Below are 15,928 nucleotides of genomic sequence, written 5' to 3'. Positions count from 1 at the left end.
ATCAGGCAGGTGGCGGCGTTCGCCGCGATGCAAAACCAAACGGCAGCTCGCCCAAGAAAGTTCCACCGCCAAGATCTCAAAGGGGAAGGAACACGGGGCCTGGGCTTACGTTTGGATCCACCACCCACCCATCCCCGGAGGACCTCCATGGCCACGACCCCGAAGCCGCTCGACGACCTGTTCCACGACATGCTCAAGGACGTCTATTACGCCGAGAAGCAGATCCTGAAGACCCTGCCCAAGATGGCGAAGGCGGCGCGGTCCGCCGAGCTCAAGAAGGCCTTCGAAACACATCGCGAGGAAACCGAAGGCCATGTCGAGCGTCTCGCGGAGGTGTTCGAACTGATCGGCAAGGCCCCGCGCGGCAAGACCTGCGACGCGATCCTCGGGATCATCGAGGAAGGCAAGGCGGTCATCGAGGATTACGGCGACAGCCCCGCGATCGACGCAGGCCTGGTGGCCTCGGCCCAGGCCGTCGAGCACTATGAGATGGCCCGCTACGGCACCCTCAAGGCGTGGGCCCAGCAGCTCGGCCACAAGGAGGCGGTCAAGCTGCTCGACGCGACGCTCGCCGAGGAGACCAAGACCGAGAAGGCGCTGACCCAGCTCGGCGGCCCCGCCAACGCGGCTGCCGTCGCCAAGGCGGCCTGAAGCTCATCCCCTTCCCAGCCCCGGCGGCGCTGCCGCCAGGGCTTTCCTTTGCCAGTGCGAGCGCGCCATGTTCGATTCCGAAACCACCGTCCAGCGCGACCTACGCGGTGGTTGCCCGCCATGGCTCTCCGGCTTCAAGCGCCCCGTCAGAGCACCGCTCGACCACGATCTGTCATGCGACATTCTCGTCGTGGGCGCGGGGATCACCGGAGCGCTGATGGCGCAACATTTGACTGCGCTCGGGCGTCAGGTCTGCGTGATCGATCGTGAGCGCGCCGGTTTCGGCAGCACCGCCGCCAGCACCGCCATGCTGCAATGGGAGATCGATTGTCCCCTCAGTGAGCTAACCGGCTTCTACGGCTTCGAGCGGGCCGCAAACGTCTATCGCAGAAGCCTCCAGGCCGTTGCGGGCTTGAGGGGTTTGGTCGACGATCTAGCCTTGCTCTGCACCTTCCGTCATCGGAGTTCGCTCTACATCGCGGCGGGAGACTTCGGAGCGCGACAATTGCTGGCCGAACACCAGCTTCGCGAAAGGGCGGGGCTTCCAGGCGTCTGTCTGGATTATCTCACGCTCCGGCGCGAATTCGATTTCGATCGCGAAGCCGTGATCGTTTCGCCAGGATCGGCGGATGCCGACCCTCTCCTCTTGGCCCATGCCTTGCTCGCTCAGGCCATCCAGCATGGCGCGAGCATGTTCGACGCGCAGGCCGTCACATACGACAACTTCGGCCACGGCCTGATCGTCGGCCTCGAAAACGGACGGCAGATCGAGGCGAAGACCGTCATCCTCGCGACCGGATACGTGATGCCCGAGTTCCTGAACTCGGATCTGCACAGCACGGCGTCGAGCTGGGCGATCGCCACGCCGCCGCAAACTCCGGACGCGCTGTGGCGTGATGGCGTGCTGATCTGGGAGGCGTCGGACGATTACCTTTACGCCCGCACCACCGCGGACAACCGCATCGTCATCGGCGGCGAGGACGACGATGCCGTGACGGACCCCGACGATCGCGACGCCCTGATGCCGGCGAAGGCAGAGATACTCAAGAAGAAGCTGTCGCTGCTGAGACCGAACGCGGTCGCCAAAGCCGAACTCATCTGGTCGGGTGCCTTCGGTGAAACCGACGATGGGCTCCCCTTGATCGGAAGAGCCCCGGGCATCCCCAACCTCTATGCCGCCTATGGATATGGCGGCAACGGCATCACCTTTAGTTTTCTCGCGTCGCGGGTGATCGCGAAAGTGATCGCCGGCCAGCATGAGGATTGGTACGACGATCTCTCCCTCGACCGACCCAAGCCGAAAAGCTGATGGGCGATGGGGCACGAAAAATCGGACTGTCTTTCGACAGTCCGCTCGATCCTTTCAGTCGCGGGGCCGTCAGGCCTTGCCGACGACCTTCTTCACGGCATCCTTGCCCTTGCCGAGCGCCTGCTGGACCTCGCCCTTGCGCTCCTGCGCTACCCCCTCTGCGTGAAGTCGCGGCTTGTCCATAGCCTTGCCCGCCGCCTGCTTGACGTTGCCGGCGGCCTGACGGGATCGGTCATGGAGGCCTCCAAGGATCAGGGGAAACGACCCCGAAATCCTCGGATGCAGCGCCTCACAGGCGAAATCTCAGCGATGACCGCGCCGCAGCGCCCTGCCGCGAAAGCGGCTTAGTCCTGTGGCGCACAGCGATCGAGTCGGCGATCAGAATAACCGGATGACAATAGTGCACTTGACATGCTGATGAACGGCCCGCCCGGTGCCGGCAAATCGATGCTGGCGAGCCGGCTGCCCTCGATCCTGCCGCCGCTCGGTCCGCGCGAGCTTCTCGAGGTCTCGATGATCCTCTCGGTCGCCGGCCATCTCGCCGAGGGCGCCCTGACCGATCGGCGGCCCTTCCGGGCGCCCCACCACTCGGCCTCGATGGCGGCCCTCGTCGGCGGCGGCCTGCAGGCCAAGCCCGGCGAGGTCTCGCTCGCCCATCACGGCGTGCTCTTCCTCGACGAGTTGCCGGAGTTCCAGGCGCAGGCGCTGGACGCGCTGCGTCAGCCGATGGAGACCGGCGACGTGCTGATCTCGCGGGCCAATCACCGCGCCGTCTATCCCGCCCGCTTCCAGCTCGTCGCGGCGATGAACCCGTGTCGCTGCGGCAAGGCGACGGAACCCGGCTACGCCTGCCGCCGCCAGCAGAACGAGCGCTGCATGGCGCAGTACCAGAGCCGGATTTCCGGCCCGATGCTGGACCGGATCGACATCGCCATCGACGTGCCCGCGGTCACCGCCGCCGACCTGATCCTGCCGGCGGCGAGCGAGGGGTCTGCGGAGGTCGCCGCCCGCGTCGCGGCGGCGCGGCGCCTGCAGAGCGCGCGCTTCGAAGCGCTGGGCCTGAGCGGCGTCACCACCAACGCGGCCTGTCCGGCACCGGTGCTGGACGAGATCGCGAGGCCCGACAATGCCGGGCTCGCCCTGCTGCGCGACGCCGCCGACGCCATGCGACTGACCGCACGGGCCTATCATCGCGTGCTCAAGGTCGCCCGGACCCTGGCCGACCTCGACGGCGAGGCGAAGGTCGGGCGCATCCATCTGGCGGAGGCGCTGTCCTACCGCACGCGCAGCGACCAGGTCGCCCAGGCAGCCTGACGGCGTCCAGGCGGCCTGACGGCGTCGCCGCGGGCTCCTGGCGGCTGCGGGCGGGGTGGTTAACGAAATGCCCTCAACGAGCCCTTGCATTCGCGCGTTCGGCCAACCTTTCCTCAACAGGCCGCTGCTAATGTGGCGGCATGGATTTTTCTTCCTCTTCCTCCTGGGCCGCGATTTCGCTGGTGGTGCTTGCCGTGTTCGCGACAGTCGCGGCCGTCCTGCTGCTGCGCCAGCGCGAGCGCATCGTCCGGCAGGCGGCCGAACTCGCCAGTGACGTCGAGGCGCTGAATGACCGCCTCTGGACGCTCGCAGACAGCGAGGAGCATTATCGCAGCCTGATCGAGGCGCAGGGTGACCTGATCGTGCGGCGCGACGGCGCCCGCATCGTCTATGCCAACGGCGCCTATGCCGCCCTGCTGGGGCTCGACGAGACGCAGATCGTCGGCTCCCTCGCCCAGCCGCGGCTCGTCGCTTCGCGACCCGCCCAGGCGCTGGAAGGTGGCGCCCGCGTCTTCGACGAGTGCCTCGCGACCCCGGAGGGCGAGCGCTGGATCTCCTGGGTCGAGACGGTTGTGCCCGTCGCGCTCGGCCAGAGTGTGCTGCAGCGCGTCGGGCGTGACATCACCGCCCGGATCGCAGCCGAGCAGGAGCTGGTCGAGGCCCGCGCCCGAGCCGAGAGCGCCAACGAGGCGAAGTCGCGCTTCCTCGCCACCGTCAGCCATGAATTCCGCACGCCGCTCAACGGTATCCTCGGCATGGCCGATCTGCTCGGCGACACCGGTCTCGACGCCGAACAGACGACCTATGTCAGGGCTCTGCGAACCTCGGGCGAGGCGTTGCTCGGCCTCGTGGACGACATCCTCGACTTCTCCAAGGTGGAGGCCGGCAAGCTCGAGCTCGCCAGCGAGCCCTTCGATCTCGGCGTGCTGGTCGAGACGGTCTCGGAGCTGATGGCCCCGCGCGCCCAGGTCAAGGGCATCGAACTCGCAGCCCATCTCGCGCCCGACCTGCCGACGCATCTCGTCGGTGATCGCGACCGCATCCGGCAGATCCTGCTGAACCTCGTCGGCAACGCGATCAAGTTCACCGACCGGGGCGGCGTCGGCATCCGCATCAGCCGCGACGACAGGATGGTTGTCATCGACGTTGCCGATACCGGCCCCGGCATCCCGGAGGAGCGGCGGCAGGCGATTTTCGAGGAATTCGAGCAGGCCGATGTCTCGCCCGCGCGCCGTCATGAAGGGACAGGCCTCGGGCTCGCCATCGTGCGCCGGCTCACCGCGCTGATGGGCGGTTCCGTCGGGGTCGAGGGCCGGGAAGGCGGCGGCTCCCTGTTCCGCGTCCGCCTGCCGCTGGAGGCTTCCGAAGCGACAGAGACCGCGGCCCTGCCGGACTGGCGCGGCAAGCGTGTGCTCGTCGTGTCCGGCGCGCCCTTCGGCGCCGGGTTCCTGCGCGAGATCATCCGGGCCGCGGGCGGAGACGCGCTCGTGGCGAGCGATGCCGAGGAGGCGCGGGCGCTGCTGCGCGACCCTGCGTCTTGCGACGCGGCGCTGATCGATCAGGAGATCGGGCGGACCGAGGCGATCGCGCTTGCCGCCGAGGCGCGCCGCGCCGGCGTCGCCGACTGCCTGATCATGCTTTCGCCGCTGGAGCGACGTCAGTTCGGCTCGCCGCGTGAAGCCGGCTTCACGGGCTTCCTGGTCAAGCCCGTACGCGCCCGCTCGCTCTATCAGCGGCTCTCGCCCCGCCCGGTGCTCTCGGCGGTCGCGGCCGAGCCGGCGGCCTCGCCGCCGCCGCCGTCCCGCCCGCGCCTGTCGGTGCTCGTGGCCGAGGACAACGAGATCAACGCCCTGCTGGCCACCCGCACTTTGGAGCGTTTCGGCTGCGCGGCCGTTTGGGCGCCCGATGGATCCCGCGCGCTGGCCGCGATCGAGGCCGGGTTCGCTGGCGACGGTCCCTGTTTCGACCTCGTCCTGCTCGACATCCGCATGCCGGGGATGGACGGCCTCGCCGTCGCCCGCGCCGTCCGGTCGAGAGAGAAAGAGGGGCCCGGCCGCGCGCCGCTGCCTTTGGTCGCCGTCAGCGCCAATGTGTCCGACGGAGATCGCGCTGCGGCGCTCGCGGCGGGTATGGATGATTGCCTGGCTAAGCCTCTGGAGCGCGCCGCGCTGCAGCGCTGGCTGGACCGCGTCGCTGCGTCGCATCCGCTCAGCCGCTCCGCCTAGCGCTACGTCACCACTTCGTCGCAGTTCCGTCGCGAACCCGTCAGATGGCGGGCGCATATCCGGCCCATTGCTAGAACGTGCGGCCCGGGGGACAAGACGACCATGGCACCCGACCTCCAAGGACGATCGGCCTCGCCCGTGTCCCAGGCCGCGGCAGCGGGCCTGCTGGCTTCTGGACTGGCGCCGCTGCGACGCATCGGCGGCGAGACCATCCGTCGCTTCGGCCTTCAGCCGGCTCAGTCCGATGCCCTGGCCGGCTCGCTCGGCCGCAGCGGCTCGCTCGAAGTCAGGCTCGCGCGCGGCCCCAGCGAGGTCTGGCGGGCGCAGCGCGTGCGTTATAGGGTGTTCTATCAGGAGATGTCGGCCAAGCCCGACGTGGTCTCGCGGATGGTCCGGCGCGATGCCGACCGCTTTGATGCGGCCTGCGACCATCTGCTCGTCATCGACCATGCCGCGCGCGGCCGCTTCGGCGGCGTGAAGCCGAAGATCGTCGGCACCTACCGGCTGATGCGGCAGGACGAGGCCCTGCGGCTCGGCGGCTTCTACACCCAGAGCGAGTTCGATCTCGCGCCGCTGATCGCCCGCCATCCCGGCAAGCGCTTCCTCGAGCTAGGACGCTCCTGCGTCCTCGAGCCCTATCGCAGCAAGAAGACGGTCGAGCTGCTCTGGCACGGCATCTGGACCTATATCCGCCACCACCGGATCGACGCGATGTTCGGCTGCGCCAGCTTCGACGGTACCGATCCGGAAGATCTGGCCCTGCCGCTGAGCTTCCTGCATCATCACGCCCGAGCGGAGGGCGAATGGAGCGCGCGCGCCCATGGCGTCCGCCATGTGGCGATGGATGTTTTGCCGGCGCAGATGATCGACGCCAAGCTCGCGCTCAAGCAGATGCCGCCGCTGATCAAGGGCTATCTGCGCCTCGGCGCCCGCTTCGGCACCGGCGCCGTGATCGACCGGCAGTTCGGCACCACCGATGTGCTGGTGATCCTGCCGGTCGAGGCGATCGACCAGCGCTATGTCGCCTATTACGGCGACGAGGGGCAGCGCTACGCCGCCTGACCCGGCTGGTTGGCGATCAGTCGCCCCCGGCGAGCAGCACCGGCAGCGCCTCGCGATAGGTCGGATACCGGAAGGCATAGCCGAATTCGCGCTTCACCAGCGCGTTCGAGACACGCTTGTTCTCGCCATAGAAGCTCGCCGCCATCGGGGAGAGCTTGGCCGGATCGAACGGCGTCTCGGGCGGCGGCGTCAGCCCGGCCAGCGCCGCGGCATGGACCACCACGTCCTGGGGCGGCGCCGGCTCGTCGTCCGTGACGTTGTAGATCGCGCCCGGACGCGGCGCCGCGATCGAGGCCATCAGGATGCCGGAGATGTCGTCGACATGGATGCGGTTGAACACCTGGCCGGGCTTGACCAGCCGCGTCGCCGTGCCGGTCCGCAGCTTCACGATAGGGTTGCGGCCAGGTCCGTAGATGCCAGAGAGCCGGAAGATCTGCACGGCCTTGCCGCTCCGCTCGCCTAGCGCCAGCCAGTCGCGCTCGATCTGCAGGCGCAGTTGCGAGCGATAGCTCGCTCGCGGTGCCGTGTCCTCGTCGATCCAGGCGCCGCCATGGTCGCCATAGACGCCGATGGTCGAGAGATAGCCGATCCAGCGGAGCGCAGGCGCCGCCTCCAGGGCAGGCCCAAGCGCCTGGAACGCGGGATCGCCGGCCTCTCCAGGCTGAACCGAGACCAGCACGGCCGCCGCCTCGGCGATTGCGGTCGCCAGCGACGAGGAGACGGCGAACCCGTCGAAGACGAGGGTGCGGATGCCCTCGCGGCTGAGCCGTTCGGCCTTCTCGGCTGTGCGAACCGTCCCGGTGACCTCCCAGCCGCGGGCCAGCGCCTCGCGGGCGAAGAATCCGGCGGAATAACCGACGCCGAGGATCAGGAGCTTCATGAGGCGGCATCCGTGGCAGGCGTGAGCGCCAGCCATTCGCGGCGCACATCAGGGTCCTTTTCCATCGCGAGCGCTCCGCCTGCAAGCGTCAGGGCCTGCGGCGGATCGAGCCGGATCAGCGCCCAGACCGCCATCGCCCGCACCAGCGGCGAGGGGTCGGCGAGCAGCGCCACGGCACTCGCCGCGAGGTCTGCCCGGCCACTGTTGCCGATCGCGATCAGCACATTGCGCAGGAAGCGGTCGCGCCCGGTGCGCTTCACAGGCGTGCCGGCGAAGAGGCTGCGGAAGGCGGCGTCGTCGAGACGGGCGAGATCGGCGAGCGGCAGCGCGTCGAGTTCGTCGCGCAGCGACAGCCGCGCCTCGCGCGCGGCCTGCGCGAACTTGTTCCAGGGGCAGACGGCCAGGCAGTCGTCGCAGCCGAAAACGCGGTTGCCGATCCCGGGCCGCAAGCCTGCGTCGATATGGCCGGGATGCTCGATCGTGAGATAGGCGATGCAGCGCCGCGAATCGAGCTGATAGGGCGTGGGAAAGGCGTCGGTCGGGCAAATGTCGAGACAACGCCGGCAGGAGCCGCAATGGTCGGTCTCGGGCGCATCCACGGGCAACTCGGCTGTGGTGTAAATCGCGCCGAGGAAGAGCCAGGAGCCGTGCTCGCGCGAGACCAGGACGGTATGCTTGCCCTGCCAGCCGAGGCCCGCCGCCTGCGCCAGAGGCTTTTCCATCACCGGGGCGGTGTCGACGAAGACCTTGACGTCAGCGCCGCCCTGGGCGGCGAGCAAGCCGGCGACGCTCTTGAGCTTGCCCTTGATCACGTCGTGATAATCGCGCCGGCGCGCATAGAGCGAGATCGCGGCCCGGTCGGGATGGCCGAGCACCGCCAGCGGATCGCCCTCCGGCGCATAGCTCATGCCGAGCATCACGACCGAGCGGGCTTCGCTCCAGAGCCGGCGCGGCGCGGCGCGCTGGTCGGTGCGCTCCTCCATCCAGGCCATCTCGCCCTGATGGCCCTGCTCCAGCCAGGCGGCGAGGCGGCCCGGCGCCTCCGGAATCGAGTCGACGCCAGCCACGCGCACGACGGAAAAGCCTTCGGCGAGCGCGCGGGCGGCGACTGCCTGCTTGAGGCGCTCGGGCTTCAGAAGTCGAGGTCGTCGTAATGCGCGCTCGGCGCCATGCCCGGCACCCGGTCGCTCAGCAGCGGCCGGAAGCTCGGCCTCGACTTGATCCTCGCATACCATGCGCGCGCCGCTTCATCCTCATCCCAGGGCACGTCGCCGAGATAGTCGACGCAGGAGAGATGCGCCGCCGCGGCGAGGTCGGCATAGCTCAGCTCGGAGCCGGCCAGCCAGTTCCGCTTGGCCATCAGCCAGGCGATGTAGCGCAGATGATAGCGCACATTGGAGCGTGCCGCGCGGATGGCGCTCATCTCGGGCGGGCCGCCGCCTTCCTCGCGCCCCATGAAGCGCTTCATCACCTTCTCCAGCACCAGCGGAGCGGTGATCTCCTCGTTGAACTTGATCGAGAACCAGTCGAGCAGGCGGCGCACCTCGACGCGCTGCCCCGGCCCCTCGGGCAGCAGCCTGCGCTCGGCCAAAGCAAGTCCCCGTGTCTCGTCGAGATATTCGGCGATGGGGCCGGCTCCGGGAACGGCGAGTCCGCTGTCTTCGCGGAACACCGGCGTCGTGCCGGCCGGGTTCATCTCGAGGAATTCGCGCCGCCGTTCCCAGACCCGCTCCTCGACGAGCGCGGCATCGAGGCCGAATTCCCCGAGCACGAGACGGATGAAGCGCGAATGCGGGCATAGCGGATAGTGATGAAGGGTCGCCATGGCACTCATGAATCAGGCTGGTGGGGCCGAAGCGGGGCCGCTGGACGAAAAAATCGTCCGCAGAGGGCAGGGCGCCGCTATAAGGCCGCGCGCCCGCCCTCACAACCCGCCGCGCCGCAAATGTCCCGGAATCGCCATGGTTCGGTTGGGATTTTGGTAACCAATTCGCAAAGGGCTGGGCGTATCGATGCCCACGGCCCCGGGCGGATGCGCCGGACAGTGACGAGGACGAGCCGCCATGGAAAATCTGTTCGAGGCGCTGATCCTCGGGATCGTCGAGGGACTCACCGAGTTCCTGCCGGTCTCCTCCACCGGGCATCTGCTGCTGCTCGGCCATTTCCTCGGTTTCGAATCGAACGGCAAGTCCTTCGAGGTTCTGGTTCAGCTCGGCGCCATCCTGGCGATCACGCTGGTCTATTTCCGCCGCCTGCTCGACATCGCGCTGCGCCTCCCGAGCGACCCGGCGGCCCGGCGTTTCGTGCTCGGCGTGCTCGTCGCCTTTCTGCCGGCGGCGCTGATCGGCGCATTGCTGCACGGCTTCATCAAGAGCGTGCTGTTCAACCCCGTCATCGTCTGCTGCACGCTGATCGCCGGCGGCCTCATCCTGCTCGTCGTCGACGATCTGGAGCTGGAGGAGAAGCATCAGGACGCCACCACCTTCCCGCTGGCGATGTATCTGAAGATCGGGCTGATCCAGTGCCTGGCGATGGTGCCCGGCGTTTCCCGCTCGGGTTCGACCATCGTCGGCGCCATGCTGCTCGGCGCCAGCAAGCGCGCCGCGGCGGAATTCTCCTTCTTCCTCGCCATGCCGACCATGGCGGGCGCCTTCGCCTACGACCTGCTCAAGAACTACAAGACGCTGACGGTCGACGACGTGACCCTGATCACGGTCGGCTTCGCCGCGGCTTTCGTCTCGGCCCTGATCGTGGTCCGCAGCTTCCTCGATTTCGTCTCGAAGCGCGGCTTCGCCCCCTTCGCCTGGTGGCGGATCGTCGTCGGCCTGTTCGGCCTGGCCGGCCTCTGGATCCACGGCTGACGCGTCGCCCAACCCGGGCTGCCCTAGGCGTCCCGGATCTGCTGCGGTGGCAGGCCGCGTGGCAGCGTCGCCGTCTCGCGCTCGATCATGCGGTGGACCACGGGCGGGTTCGGGCCCTTGTGCAGGGCACGGACGCGGTCGGTGATCTCGGCATCCGCCTGGGTGATGCGCTGCGCCTGCCGGACATATTCGACCCAGGTCGGTGTGTCGTAGCGCTCGATCCAGAGCTCCGGATCGGTCAGGTCGCGCAGCAGGGTCCAGTGCCGGGCGCCGTCGCGGCGGCGGATACGACGGCGCTCCGCCATCGCCTTAAGGAACTCGACCACATCCTCCTCGCGGATCAGCCATTCGATGGTGACGATCACCGGGCCGCTGCGGGGCTCGATGTCGACGGCGACCTTCGGCTCGCGCCAGCGGCTGAGCGGGTCGAGATTGAGCGCCTCCAGCGGCGGCAGCCGGTAGCGGAAGCCCAAGGCCGCGCCCGACAGCAGGGCGAAGGCGGCGAGCAGGAGCGCCTGTTCCGGGCCGAAATGCAGCACCGCCTGGCCCCAGACCCAGCTGCCCCCGGCCATCCCGCCGAAGGCCGCCATCTGGTAGAGCGCCAGCGCCCGGCCCACCACCCAGCGCGGCGCCGAGAGCTGCACCGTCGCGTTGAAGGTCGAGAGCGTCATCACCCAGCAGGCGCCGGCCACGGCCAGCGCCGGCAGCGTGAGCCAGAGCGTCGTGCTCATGCCGATCAGCGCGGCCGCCAGCGCATTGGCGCCGAAGGTCGCCCGCACCAGCGATTCGGTCGAGAGCATCCGGCGCAGACGCGCGCTCAGGAAGGCGCCGACGACGGCGCCGGCCCCGAAAGCGCCGAGCAGGATGCCGAAGACGAGTGGCCCGCCCTGGACGAGGTCGCGCGCGATCAGCGGCAGCAGTGCCAGAGCGACGATGCCGCCGAAGCCATAGGCGAACGCGCGCAGGATGACGCTGCGGATGTTCGGGGACATCGCGACATAACGCACGCCAGCGCCCATCGCGATCAGCAGTGTCTCGCGCGGCAGAACGCGCTCGACCTTCGGCGGCTGCCAGCGCGCCAGCACCGTGATGAGCGCGATATAGCTGAAGGCATTGAGGACGAAGGCCGCGACCGCACCGACCGCCGCGACGATGGCGCCGCCGATCGCCGGGCCGACGCTGCGGGCGATATTGAAGGCGACGCTGTTCAGCGTCACCGCCGCCGGCACGTCGCGGCGCGGCACCATGTCCCCGACGGAGGACTGCCAGGCCGGGTTGTTCAGCGCCGTGCCGCAGCCGATCAGGAAGGTGAAACCGAGCAGCAGCCAGGGCGTCATCAGGTTCAGCCAGGCCGCGGCCGCGAGCAGCACCGAAACGACCAGCATGAAGCCCTGCGCCGTCAGCATGATCCGCCGGCGGTCGTAATTGTCGGCGAGCGCGCCGGCGCTCAGCGAGAACAGCATCACCGGCAGCGTCGTCGAGGCCTGGACGAGGGCGACCATGTCGGGCGAATCGGCGATCGCCGTCATCATCCAGGAGGCGCCGACCATCTGCACCAGCCCGCCGAAATTCGAGGCCAGGCTGGCGAGCCAGACCGCCCGGAAGATCGGCTGGCGCAGCGGCACGAAGGGCGAGTTGCGCTCCGCCGCCGGCTCGACACCCTCCGCGGCGAGCTCCGCCCTGGCGACGTCGGCTACCGGTTGGGCGTGAGGATCGTCTGGCATGTCACAGGGTTAGAGCCTGTGTCCCGGCCTGCCAACCCGGCTGGGCGCAAGGGCGATGCTCACCGGGCGGCGCCCGCCACCTCCGGATTGCGGCCGCGGCGGGGACGGTCCGCCCGGCGCTGGCGGACGGCGCCCATGGCGGCGATCGCGAGCCCCGCCAGCGCAACCCAATGGCCGGGGCGCAGCGAGGCCCAATCCTGATAGACGAGAATGTCGCCATTGGCCTGGAAGACCAGCCAGGCGGAGGCGCCGGTGGCGAAGGCATACCAGGCGGTCTCGCACAGCGCCGTCGCGAGCCCGGTCGCCAGCGCCGCCACAACCAGCACCGACGGGGTCAGGGCCACCTTGAAGCGGTCGAGCAGCCGATAGACCATCAGCAGGCCGAACAGCCCGCTCATCAGCACGGGTTGGGTGACATCGATTTTCGACTGCAGCGCGAAATGCAGCAGCGCCAGCAGCATGACGGGATAGACGAGATTGTGCAGGCTCTGCCAGCGGCGCGCGCCCATCCGCCGGATCATGCCGTCCGTCGAGGTCATGCCGAGCGCGACCAGCCCGGCCAGCGCCGTGATGCCGACGATCAGATAAAAGCGCTTGACGATCTCGGAGAGGATCAGCCCCCAGTCGAAGGCGAGGTCGATGCAGTAGAGCGCCAGATGTGCGCTCGCATAGGCCAGCACGGAAAGGCCGAGCATCCGCCGCACGCCGATCAGCTTGCCCCAGTCGAGGATGCGCCGCAGCGGCGAGACCGCGAGCGTCACCAGCAGAAGCCGCACAGCCCAGGTGCCGGTGTCGTGCACGGCGCGCGTCCAAGGCTTCGAGCCGAGCTGCCCGGTCCAGGCCTCGGCCGCGAGGATCAGCGCCGGCAACAGCACGAGCAGGAAGACGCCGAGCCGCAGGCCGGACACGCGTCCCTGCCGGTCCAGCCATGGCAACCATCCGATCATGCCGGTCTCCCTGTCCACACTGTGTGCTTGCGATACGCGAGAGTTCGGGCATTTGTCCCATCGCGGCGCACACAAGCCCGTGAGCCTCGGCCGTGAGGGGGAAAGCCACCATGCCTACCGCAGTCTTCGACGTCGGCAACGTCCTCATCCGCTGGGACCCGTTCCGGGTCTATCGCGAGATGATTCCCGACGAGGCGAAGCGTCATTGGTTCCTGCAGAATGTCTGCACGGCGGCGTGGAATCTGGAGCAGGATCGCGGGCGCAGCTGGGAGGAGGGCGTCGCTCTGCTGGTCGCCAGCCATCCCGAATGGGAGGCTCAGATTCGCGCCTATGACGAGCGCTGGCACGAGGCGGTTCCGGGCCTGATCGAGGACAGCGTCGCGGTGCTGGAGGATCTCAAGGCCCGCGGCGACAAGGTCTATGCGATCACCAATTTCTCGCGCGAGAAATGGGCCGAATGCCTGATCCGCTTTCCGTTCCTGCAGAGCTTCGACGGCGTCGTCGTCTCGGCCCATGAGCGCGTCATCAAGCCCGACCCGGCGATCTACCGGGTCCTCTTCGAACGCTACGACCTCGTACCCGAAGACTGCATCTTCATCGACGACAGCGCCAAGAACATCGAGACCGCCCGCGCGCTCGGCATGCAGGCCATCCACTTCGTCGAGCCCATCGATCTGAGGGGGGAGCTGGCCAGGCACGGCGTCGCCCTCTGACAACGGGGGGGTAGGATCGATTGAACAGCCCTGCCTTCTCTCCGCGCCGGAGGGCCGCGACGTGGGAGCGGTCTTCCTGCCATCGAGCCAGCGCGATCAGAAGCCGTATGCAATCTGTTGCCTTGCTTGCGCGCGGTGGGCATGGCGCGTTGCCGGATGCGGCCGCGCTTGTCTCAGGTGTCGTAGCAAAATCGGAAATGCCGTTCATGATCGATGCCTCGGCTCTCGGGGGTCGGGCGCTCGTCGACGTTGCCGTTAGCAAAGCGCGATTCCGAAAAGGCCGATCGCGCGTCGGCGTCATCGGGCTGGGTTATGTCGGGTTGCCCCTGGCGCAGGCCATCGCCACGAGCGGACACAGCGTGCTCGGATTCGACATCGACCCGACCAAGATCGAGATCTTGGCGGCTGGCCGCTCCTATATCCGCCATATCGACGGTGCGGGGCTTGCCGCCTTCCGTGCGCAAGGCCGGTTCGACGCCACGACGGATTTCTCGCGGCTGGGAGAGATGGACGCCATCCTGGTCTGCGTGCCGACGCCGCTGACGCGCCAGCGCGAGCCCGATCTCAGCTACGTCGCCGAGACGACACGGCAGATCGCCCGGACCCTGCGGCCGGGTCAGCTGATCGTGCTCGAAAGCACGACCTATCCCGGCACCGTGGCGGAGGTGATGAAGCCGATCCTGGAGCAGGGCGGGCTGATCTCGGGTCGCGATTTCTTCCTGGCCTATTCGCCGGAACGCGAGGACCCCGGCAACATCGACTTCGCCACCGCGTCGATCCCGAAAGTCGTCGGGGGCGACGGACCCGAGGCCCTGAGGCTGGCGATGGCGCTCTATAGTGAGGTGGTCCAGCACATCGTGCCGGTTTCGACCATTGAGACGGCCGAGGCCGTGAAGCTGACCGAGAACATTTTCCGGGCCGTCAACATCGCGCTGGTCAACGAACTCAAGGTCGTCTTCGACGCCATGGGAATCGATGTCTGGGAGGTGATCGAGGCCGCCAAGACCAAGCCCTTCGGCTATATGCCCTTCTATCCTGGGCCCGGGCTCGGCGGCCATTGCATCCCGATCGATCCGTTTTACCTGACCTGGAAGGCGCGCGAATTCGGTCTCTCCACCCGCCTCGTCGAGCTTGCCGGCGAGGTCAACACCGCCATGCCGCGCTATGTGATGGCGAGACTGGGCGAAGCTCTGGACCAGATCCAACGGCGTGGCTTCAATGGCTCGCGCATCCTTGTGCTGGGCGTCGCCTACAAGAAGAATGTCGACGATGTGCGCGAGAGCCCGGCGCTCAGCCTGATCGAGTTGATCGAGGGCAGGGGGGCGACCGTCGATTTCCACGACCCCTTCGTGGCGCAGCTGCCGCCGATGCGGGAGCATGCCAGCCTGCATGGCCGGCGCGGCGTGTCCTGGGATGAAGCGCTCGCCGGCCATTATGACGCTGCCCTGATCGCAACCGACCATGACGGCCTGGACTACGCCGCGCTTGCTGACGCAGTACCCCTCATCCTCGACACCCGGAACGCCTGCCACAGGGCGGGCGTTCAGCGCCCCCACATCGTCAAGGCCTAGCCCGCCCTGCTGCGTAAGCGACGAGCCAGCGTCCTAACTGCACTCGGCGGGTCGGCAAGGCTGAAGATCGCGGGAGGGAGGTCGGCTGCTGACCGAGATGCCGTAGTCGGCAAGATTTTGGCTGCCCGCCCGCAGCCGCCGAGATTCCACGCCTGGGTGACGCAGACCTGTGAGCGTCGTCAAGCACAACGATGAGCGAGGGATGACCATCGCGAAACAACTGCACGTGAGAGATCTCGCCATGATCTGGATGTGCTCCCGACGGAACTCGCTTAGCAGCATCGGGCGTGAATAAGAGCGGGCCATGATGCCTACATCGCGAGAACGAGAAAGGCATCTAGCCGTGTCAGGGCCACGTACACCGTCTGGAATTGGCACGGCTTTAACAGGAATCGCCCCGCCCAAAGTGACGCGTTGCGACAGAACGCGTCTTTTAGTGGGAGAATGCGACACGCGCCGGCACTTCCCGGTAACTTAGATGGCTGCCTGTGTCCTTCGCTCGCACAATGTGGAGATCTTGCGACAGTGGCCACCGGGTATGGACATCTGCCTCTGGAGTTGACCTCGTTTCGCGGTCGTGTCCCATAGCGTGGTGTAGCTGACGGTGGTCACCGGCGATTGCCGGTTAGGTTTGGGTTGTGAACGCCAACCCTGAACCGAGAGATCCCCGA

General features: G+C 67.9%; 13 protein-coding genes and 1 pseudogene. 8 read left to right on the top strand and 6 right to left on the bottom strand.

The window, feature by feature from the left end; genetic code table 11:
• The first annotated feature begins 147 nt into the window (after nucleotides 1–147).
• Together ACFPN9_RS28600 and ACFPN9_RS28595 are read left to right on the top strand one after the other, a co-directional pair.
• Complete coding sequence (locus ACFPN9_RS28600) at nucleotides 148–651, top strand: YciE/YciF ferroxidase family protein (RefSeq protein WP_067991312.1); 504 nt, start codon at nucleotides 148–150, stop codon at nucleotides 649–651.
• A gap of 67 nt (nucleotides 652–718) precedes the next feature.
• Nucleotides 719–1,960, top strand: a complete 1,242-nt coding sequence (locus ACFPN9_RS28595) for an NAD(P)/FAD-dependent oxidoreductase (RefSeq protein ID WP_377817982.1) — start codon at nucleotides 719–721, stop codon at nucleotides 1,958–1,960.
• A 69-nt stretch (nucleotides 1,961–2,029) separates the two neighbouring features.
• On the opposite strand, the gene ACFPN9_RS28590 is transcribed toward ACFPN9_RS28595, so the two are convergent.
• Nucleotides 2,030–2,212: a CsbD family protein gene (locus ACFPN9_RS28590; RefSeq protein ID WP_156450910.1), complete on the bottom strand. Its 183-nt coding sequence runs from the start codon at nucleotides 2,210–2,212 to the stop codon at nucleotides 2,030–2,032.
• A gap of 156 nt (nucleotides 2,213–2,368) precedes the next feature.
• On the opposite strand from ACFPN9_RS28590, the pseudogene ACFPN9_RS28585 reads away from it, so the two are divergent.
• From ACFPN9_RS28585 to olsB, 3 genes and pseudogenes are all read left to right on the top strand, one after another.
• A pseudogene (locus ACFPN9_RS28585) lies at nucleotides 2,369–3,274 on the top strand (YifB family Mg chelatase-like AAA ATPase); the annotation flags it as partial.
• Between the two features lie 140 nt (nucleotides 3,275–3,414).
• On the top strand, nucleotides 3,415–5,499 hold the full coding sequence (locus ACFPN9_RS28580) for an ATP-binding protein (protein WP_377817981.1): 2,085 nt from the start codon (nucleotides 3,415–3,417) through the stop codon (nucleotides 5,497–5,499).
• A 102-nt stretch (nucleotides 5,500–5,601) separates the two neighbouring features.
• Nucleotides 5,602–6,561, top strand: a complete 960-nt coding sequence (gene olsB, locus ACFPN9_RS28575; RefSeq protein WP_377817980.1) for a l-ornithine N(alpha)-acyltransferase — start codon at nucleotides 5,602–5,604, stop codon at nucleotides 6,559–6,561.
• Between the two features lie 16 nt (nucleotides 6,562–6,577).
• Here the strand turns inward: olsB and ACFPN9_RS28570 are convergent, their stop codons facing one another.
• The 3 genes from ACFPN9_RS28570 to ACFPN9_RS28560 are packed head-to-tail and all read right to left on the bottom strand — an operon-like array spanning nucleotide 6,578 to nucleotide 9,266.
• Nucleotides 6,578–7,441, bottom strand: a complete 864-nt coding sequence (locus ACFPN9_RS28570) for an SDR family oxidoreductase (RefSeq protein ID WP_377817979.1) — start codon at nucleotides 7,439–7,441, stop codon at nucleotides 6,578–6,580.
• Entirely contained in the window at nucleotides 7,438–8,676 is a 1,239-nt protein-coding gene (queG, locus tag ACFPN9_RS28565) for a tRNA epoxyqueuosine(34) reductase QueG (RefSeq protein WP_377817978.1), read from the bottom strand. The genes ACFPN9_RS28570 and queG overlap by 4 nt, the downstream gene beginning before the upstream one ends.
• Nucleotides 8,574–9,266, bottom strand: coding sequence for a glutathione S-transferase family protein (locus ACFPN9_RS28560; protein WP_377817977.1), 693 nt, complete (start codon nucleotides 9,264–9,266; stop codon nucleotides 8,574–8,576). Before ACFPN9_RS28560 ends, queG begins: the two co-directional genes overlap by 103 nt.
• 238 nt (nucleotides 9,267–9,504) lie before the next feature.
• Here ACFPN9_RS28560 and ACFPN9_RS28555 point away from each other — a divergent pair, with 238 nt between their 5' ends.
• The gene (locus tag ACFPN9_RS28555; RefSeq protein ID WP_377817976.1) at nucleotides 9,505–10,302 is read left to right on the top strand and encodes an undecaprenyl-diphosphate phosphatase; all 798 of its coding nucleotides are present in this window, start codon (nucleotides 9,505–9,507) and stop codon (nucleotides 10,300–10,302) included.
• A gap of 23 nt (nucleotides 10,303–10,325) precedes the next feature.
• Here the strand turns inward: ACFPN9_RS28555 and ACFPN9_RS28550 are convergent, their stop codons facing one another.
• Entirely contained in the window at nucleotides 10,326–12,026 is a 1,701-nt protein-coding gene (locus tag ACFPN9_RS28550; protein WP_377817975.1) for an MFS transporter, read from the bottom strand.
• Between the two features lie 59 nt (nucleotides 12,027–12,085).
• A complete protein-coding gene (locus ACFPN9_RS28545) occupies nucleotides 12,086–12,973 on the bottom strand; it encodes a protein-methionine-sulfoxide reductase heme-binding subunit MsrQ (RefSeq protein WP_377817974.1) in 888 nt (295 codons plus the stop codon).
• A gap of 110 nt (nucleotides 12,974–13,083) precedes the next feature.
• Here ACFPN9_RS28545 and ACFPN9_RS28540 point away from each other — a divergent pair, with 110 nt between their 5' ends.
• On the top strand, nucleotides 13,084–13,686 hold the full coding sequence (locus ACFPN9_RS28540) for an HAD family hydrolase (protein WP_377817973.1): 603 nt from the start codon (nucleotides 13,084–13,086) through the stop codon (nucleotides 13,684–13,686).
• A gap of 206 nt (nucleotides 13,687–13,892) precedes the next feature.
• Entirely contained in the window at nucleotides 13,893–15,257 is a 1,365-nt protein-coding gene (locus ACFPN9_RS28535) for a nucleotide sugar dehydrogenase (protein ID WP_377817972.1), read from the top strand.
• Nucleotides 15,258–15,928 lie beyond the last annotated feature (671 nt).

This window comes from Allobosea massiliensis (assembly GCF_042655245.1).
Classification (GTDB): domain Bacteria; phylum Pseudomonadota; class Alphaproteobacteria; order Rhizobiales; family Beijerinckiaceae; genus Allobosea; species Allobosea massiliensis.
The sequence above is the reverse complement of the archived record's forward strand: the minus strand, read 5'-3'. Positions and strand labels throughout refer to the sequence as shown.

What these genes read in the sequence shown, in the direction of transcription:
- ACFPN9_RS28600 (WP_067991312.1), top strand. Translation starts at nt 148, where the DNA reads ATGGCCACGACCCCGAAGCCGCTCGACGACCTGTTCCACGACATGCTC.
- ACFPN9_RS28595 (WP_377817982.1), top strand. Translation starts at nt 719, where the DNA reads ATGTTCGATTCCGAAACCACCGTCCAGCGCGACCTACGCGGTGGTTGC.
- ACFPN9_RS28580 (WP_377817981.1), top strand. Translation starts at nt 3,415, where the DNA reads ATGGATTTTTCTTCCTCTTCCTCCTGGGCCGCGATTTCGCTGGTGGTG.
- olsB (WP_377817980.1), top strand. Translation starts at nt 5,602, where the DNA reads ATGGCACCCGACCTCCAAGGACGATCGGCCTCGCCCGTGTCCCAGGCC.
- ACFPN9_RS28570 (WP_377817979.1), bottom strand. Translation starts at nt 7,441, where the DNA reads ATGAAGCTCCTGATCCTCGGCGTCGGTTATTCCGCCGGATTCTTCGCC.
- queG (WP_377817978.1), bottom strand. Translation starts at nt 8,676, where the DNA reads ATGGTATGCGAGGATCAAGTCGAGGCCGAGCTTCCGGCCGCTGCTGAG.
- ACFPN9_RS28560 (WP_377817977.1), bottom strand. Translation starts at nt 9,266, where the DNA reads ATGGCGACCCTTCATCACTATCCGCTATGCCCGCATTCGCGCTTCATC.
- ACFPN9_RS28555 (WP_377817976.1), top strand. Translation starts at nt 9,505, where the DNA reads ATGGAAAATCTGTTCGAGGCGCTGATCCTCGGGATCGTCGAGGGACTC.
- ACFPN9_RS28550 (WP_377817975.1), bottom strand. Translation starts at nt 12,026, where the DNA reads ATGCCAGACGATCCTCACGCCCAACCGGTAGCCGACGTCGCCAGGGCG.
- ACFPN9_RS28545 (WP_377817974.1), bottom strand. Translation starts at nt 12,973, where the DNA reads ATGATCGGATGGTTGCCATGGCTGGACCGGCAGGGACGCGTGTCCGGC.
- ACFPN9_RS28540 (WP_377817973.1), top strand. Translation starts at nt 13,084, where the DNA reads ATGCCTACCGCAGTCTTCGACGTCGGCAACGTCCTCATCCGCTGGGAC.
- ACFPN9_RS28535 (WP_377817972.1), top strand. Translation starts at nt 13,893, where the DNA reads ATGATCGATGCCTCGGCTCTCGGGGGTCGGGCGCTCGTCGACGTTGCC.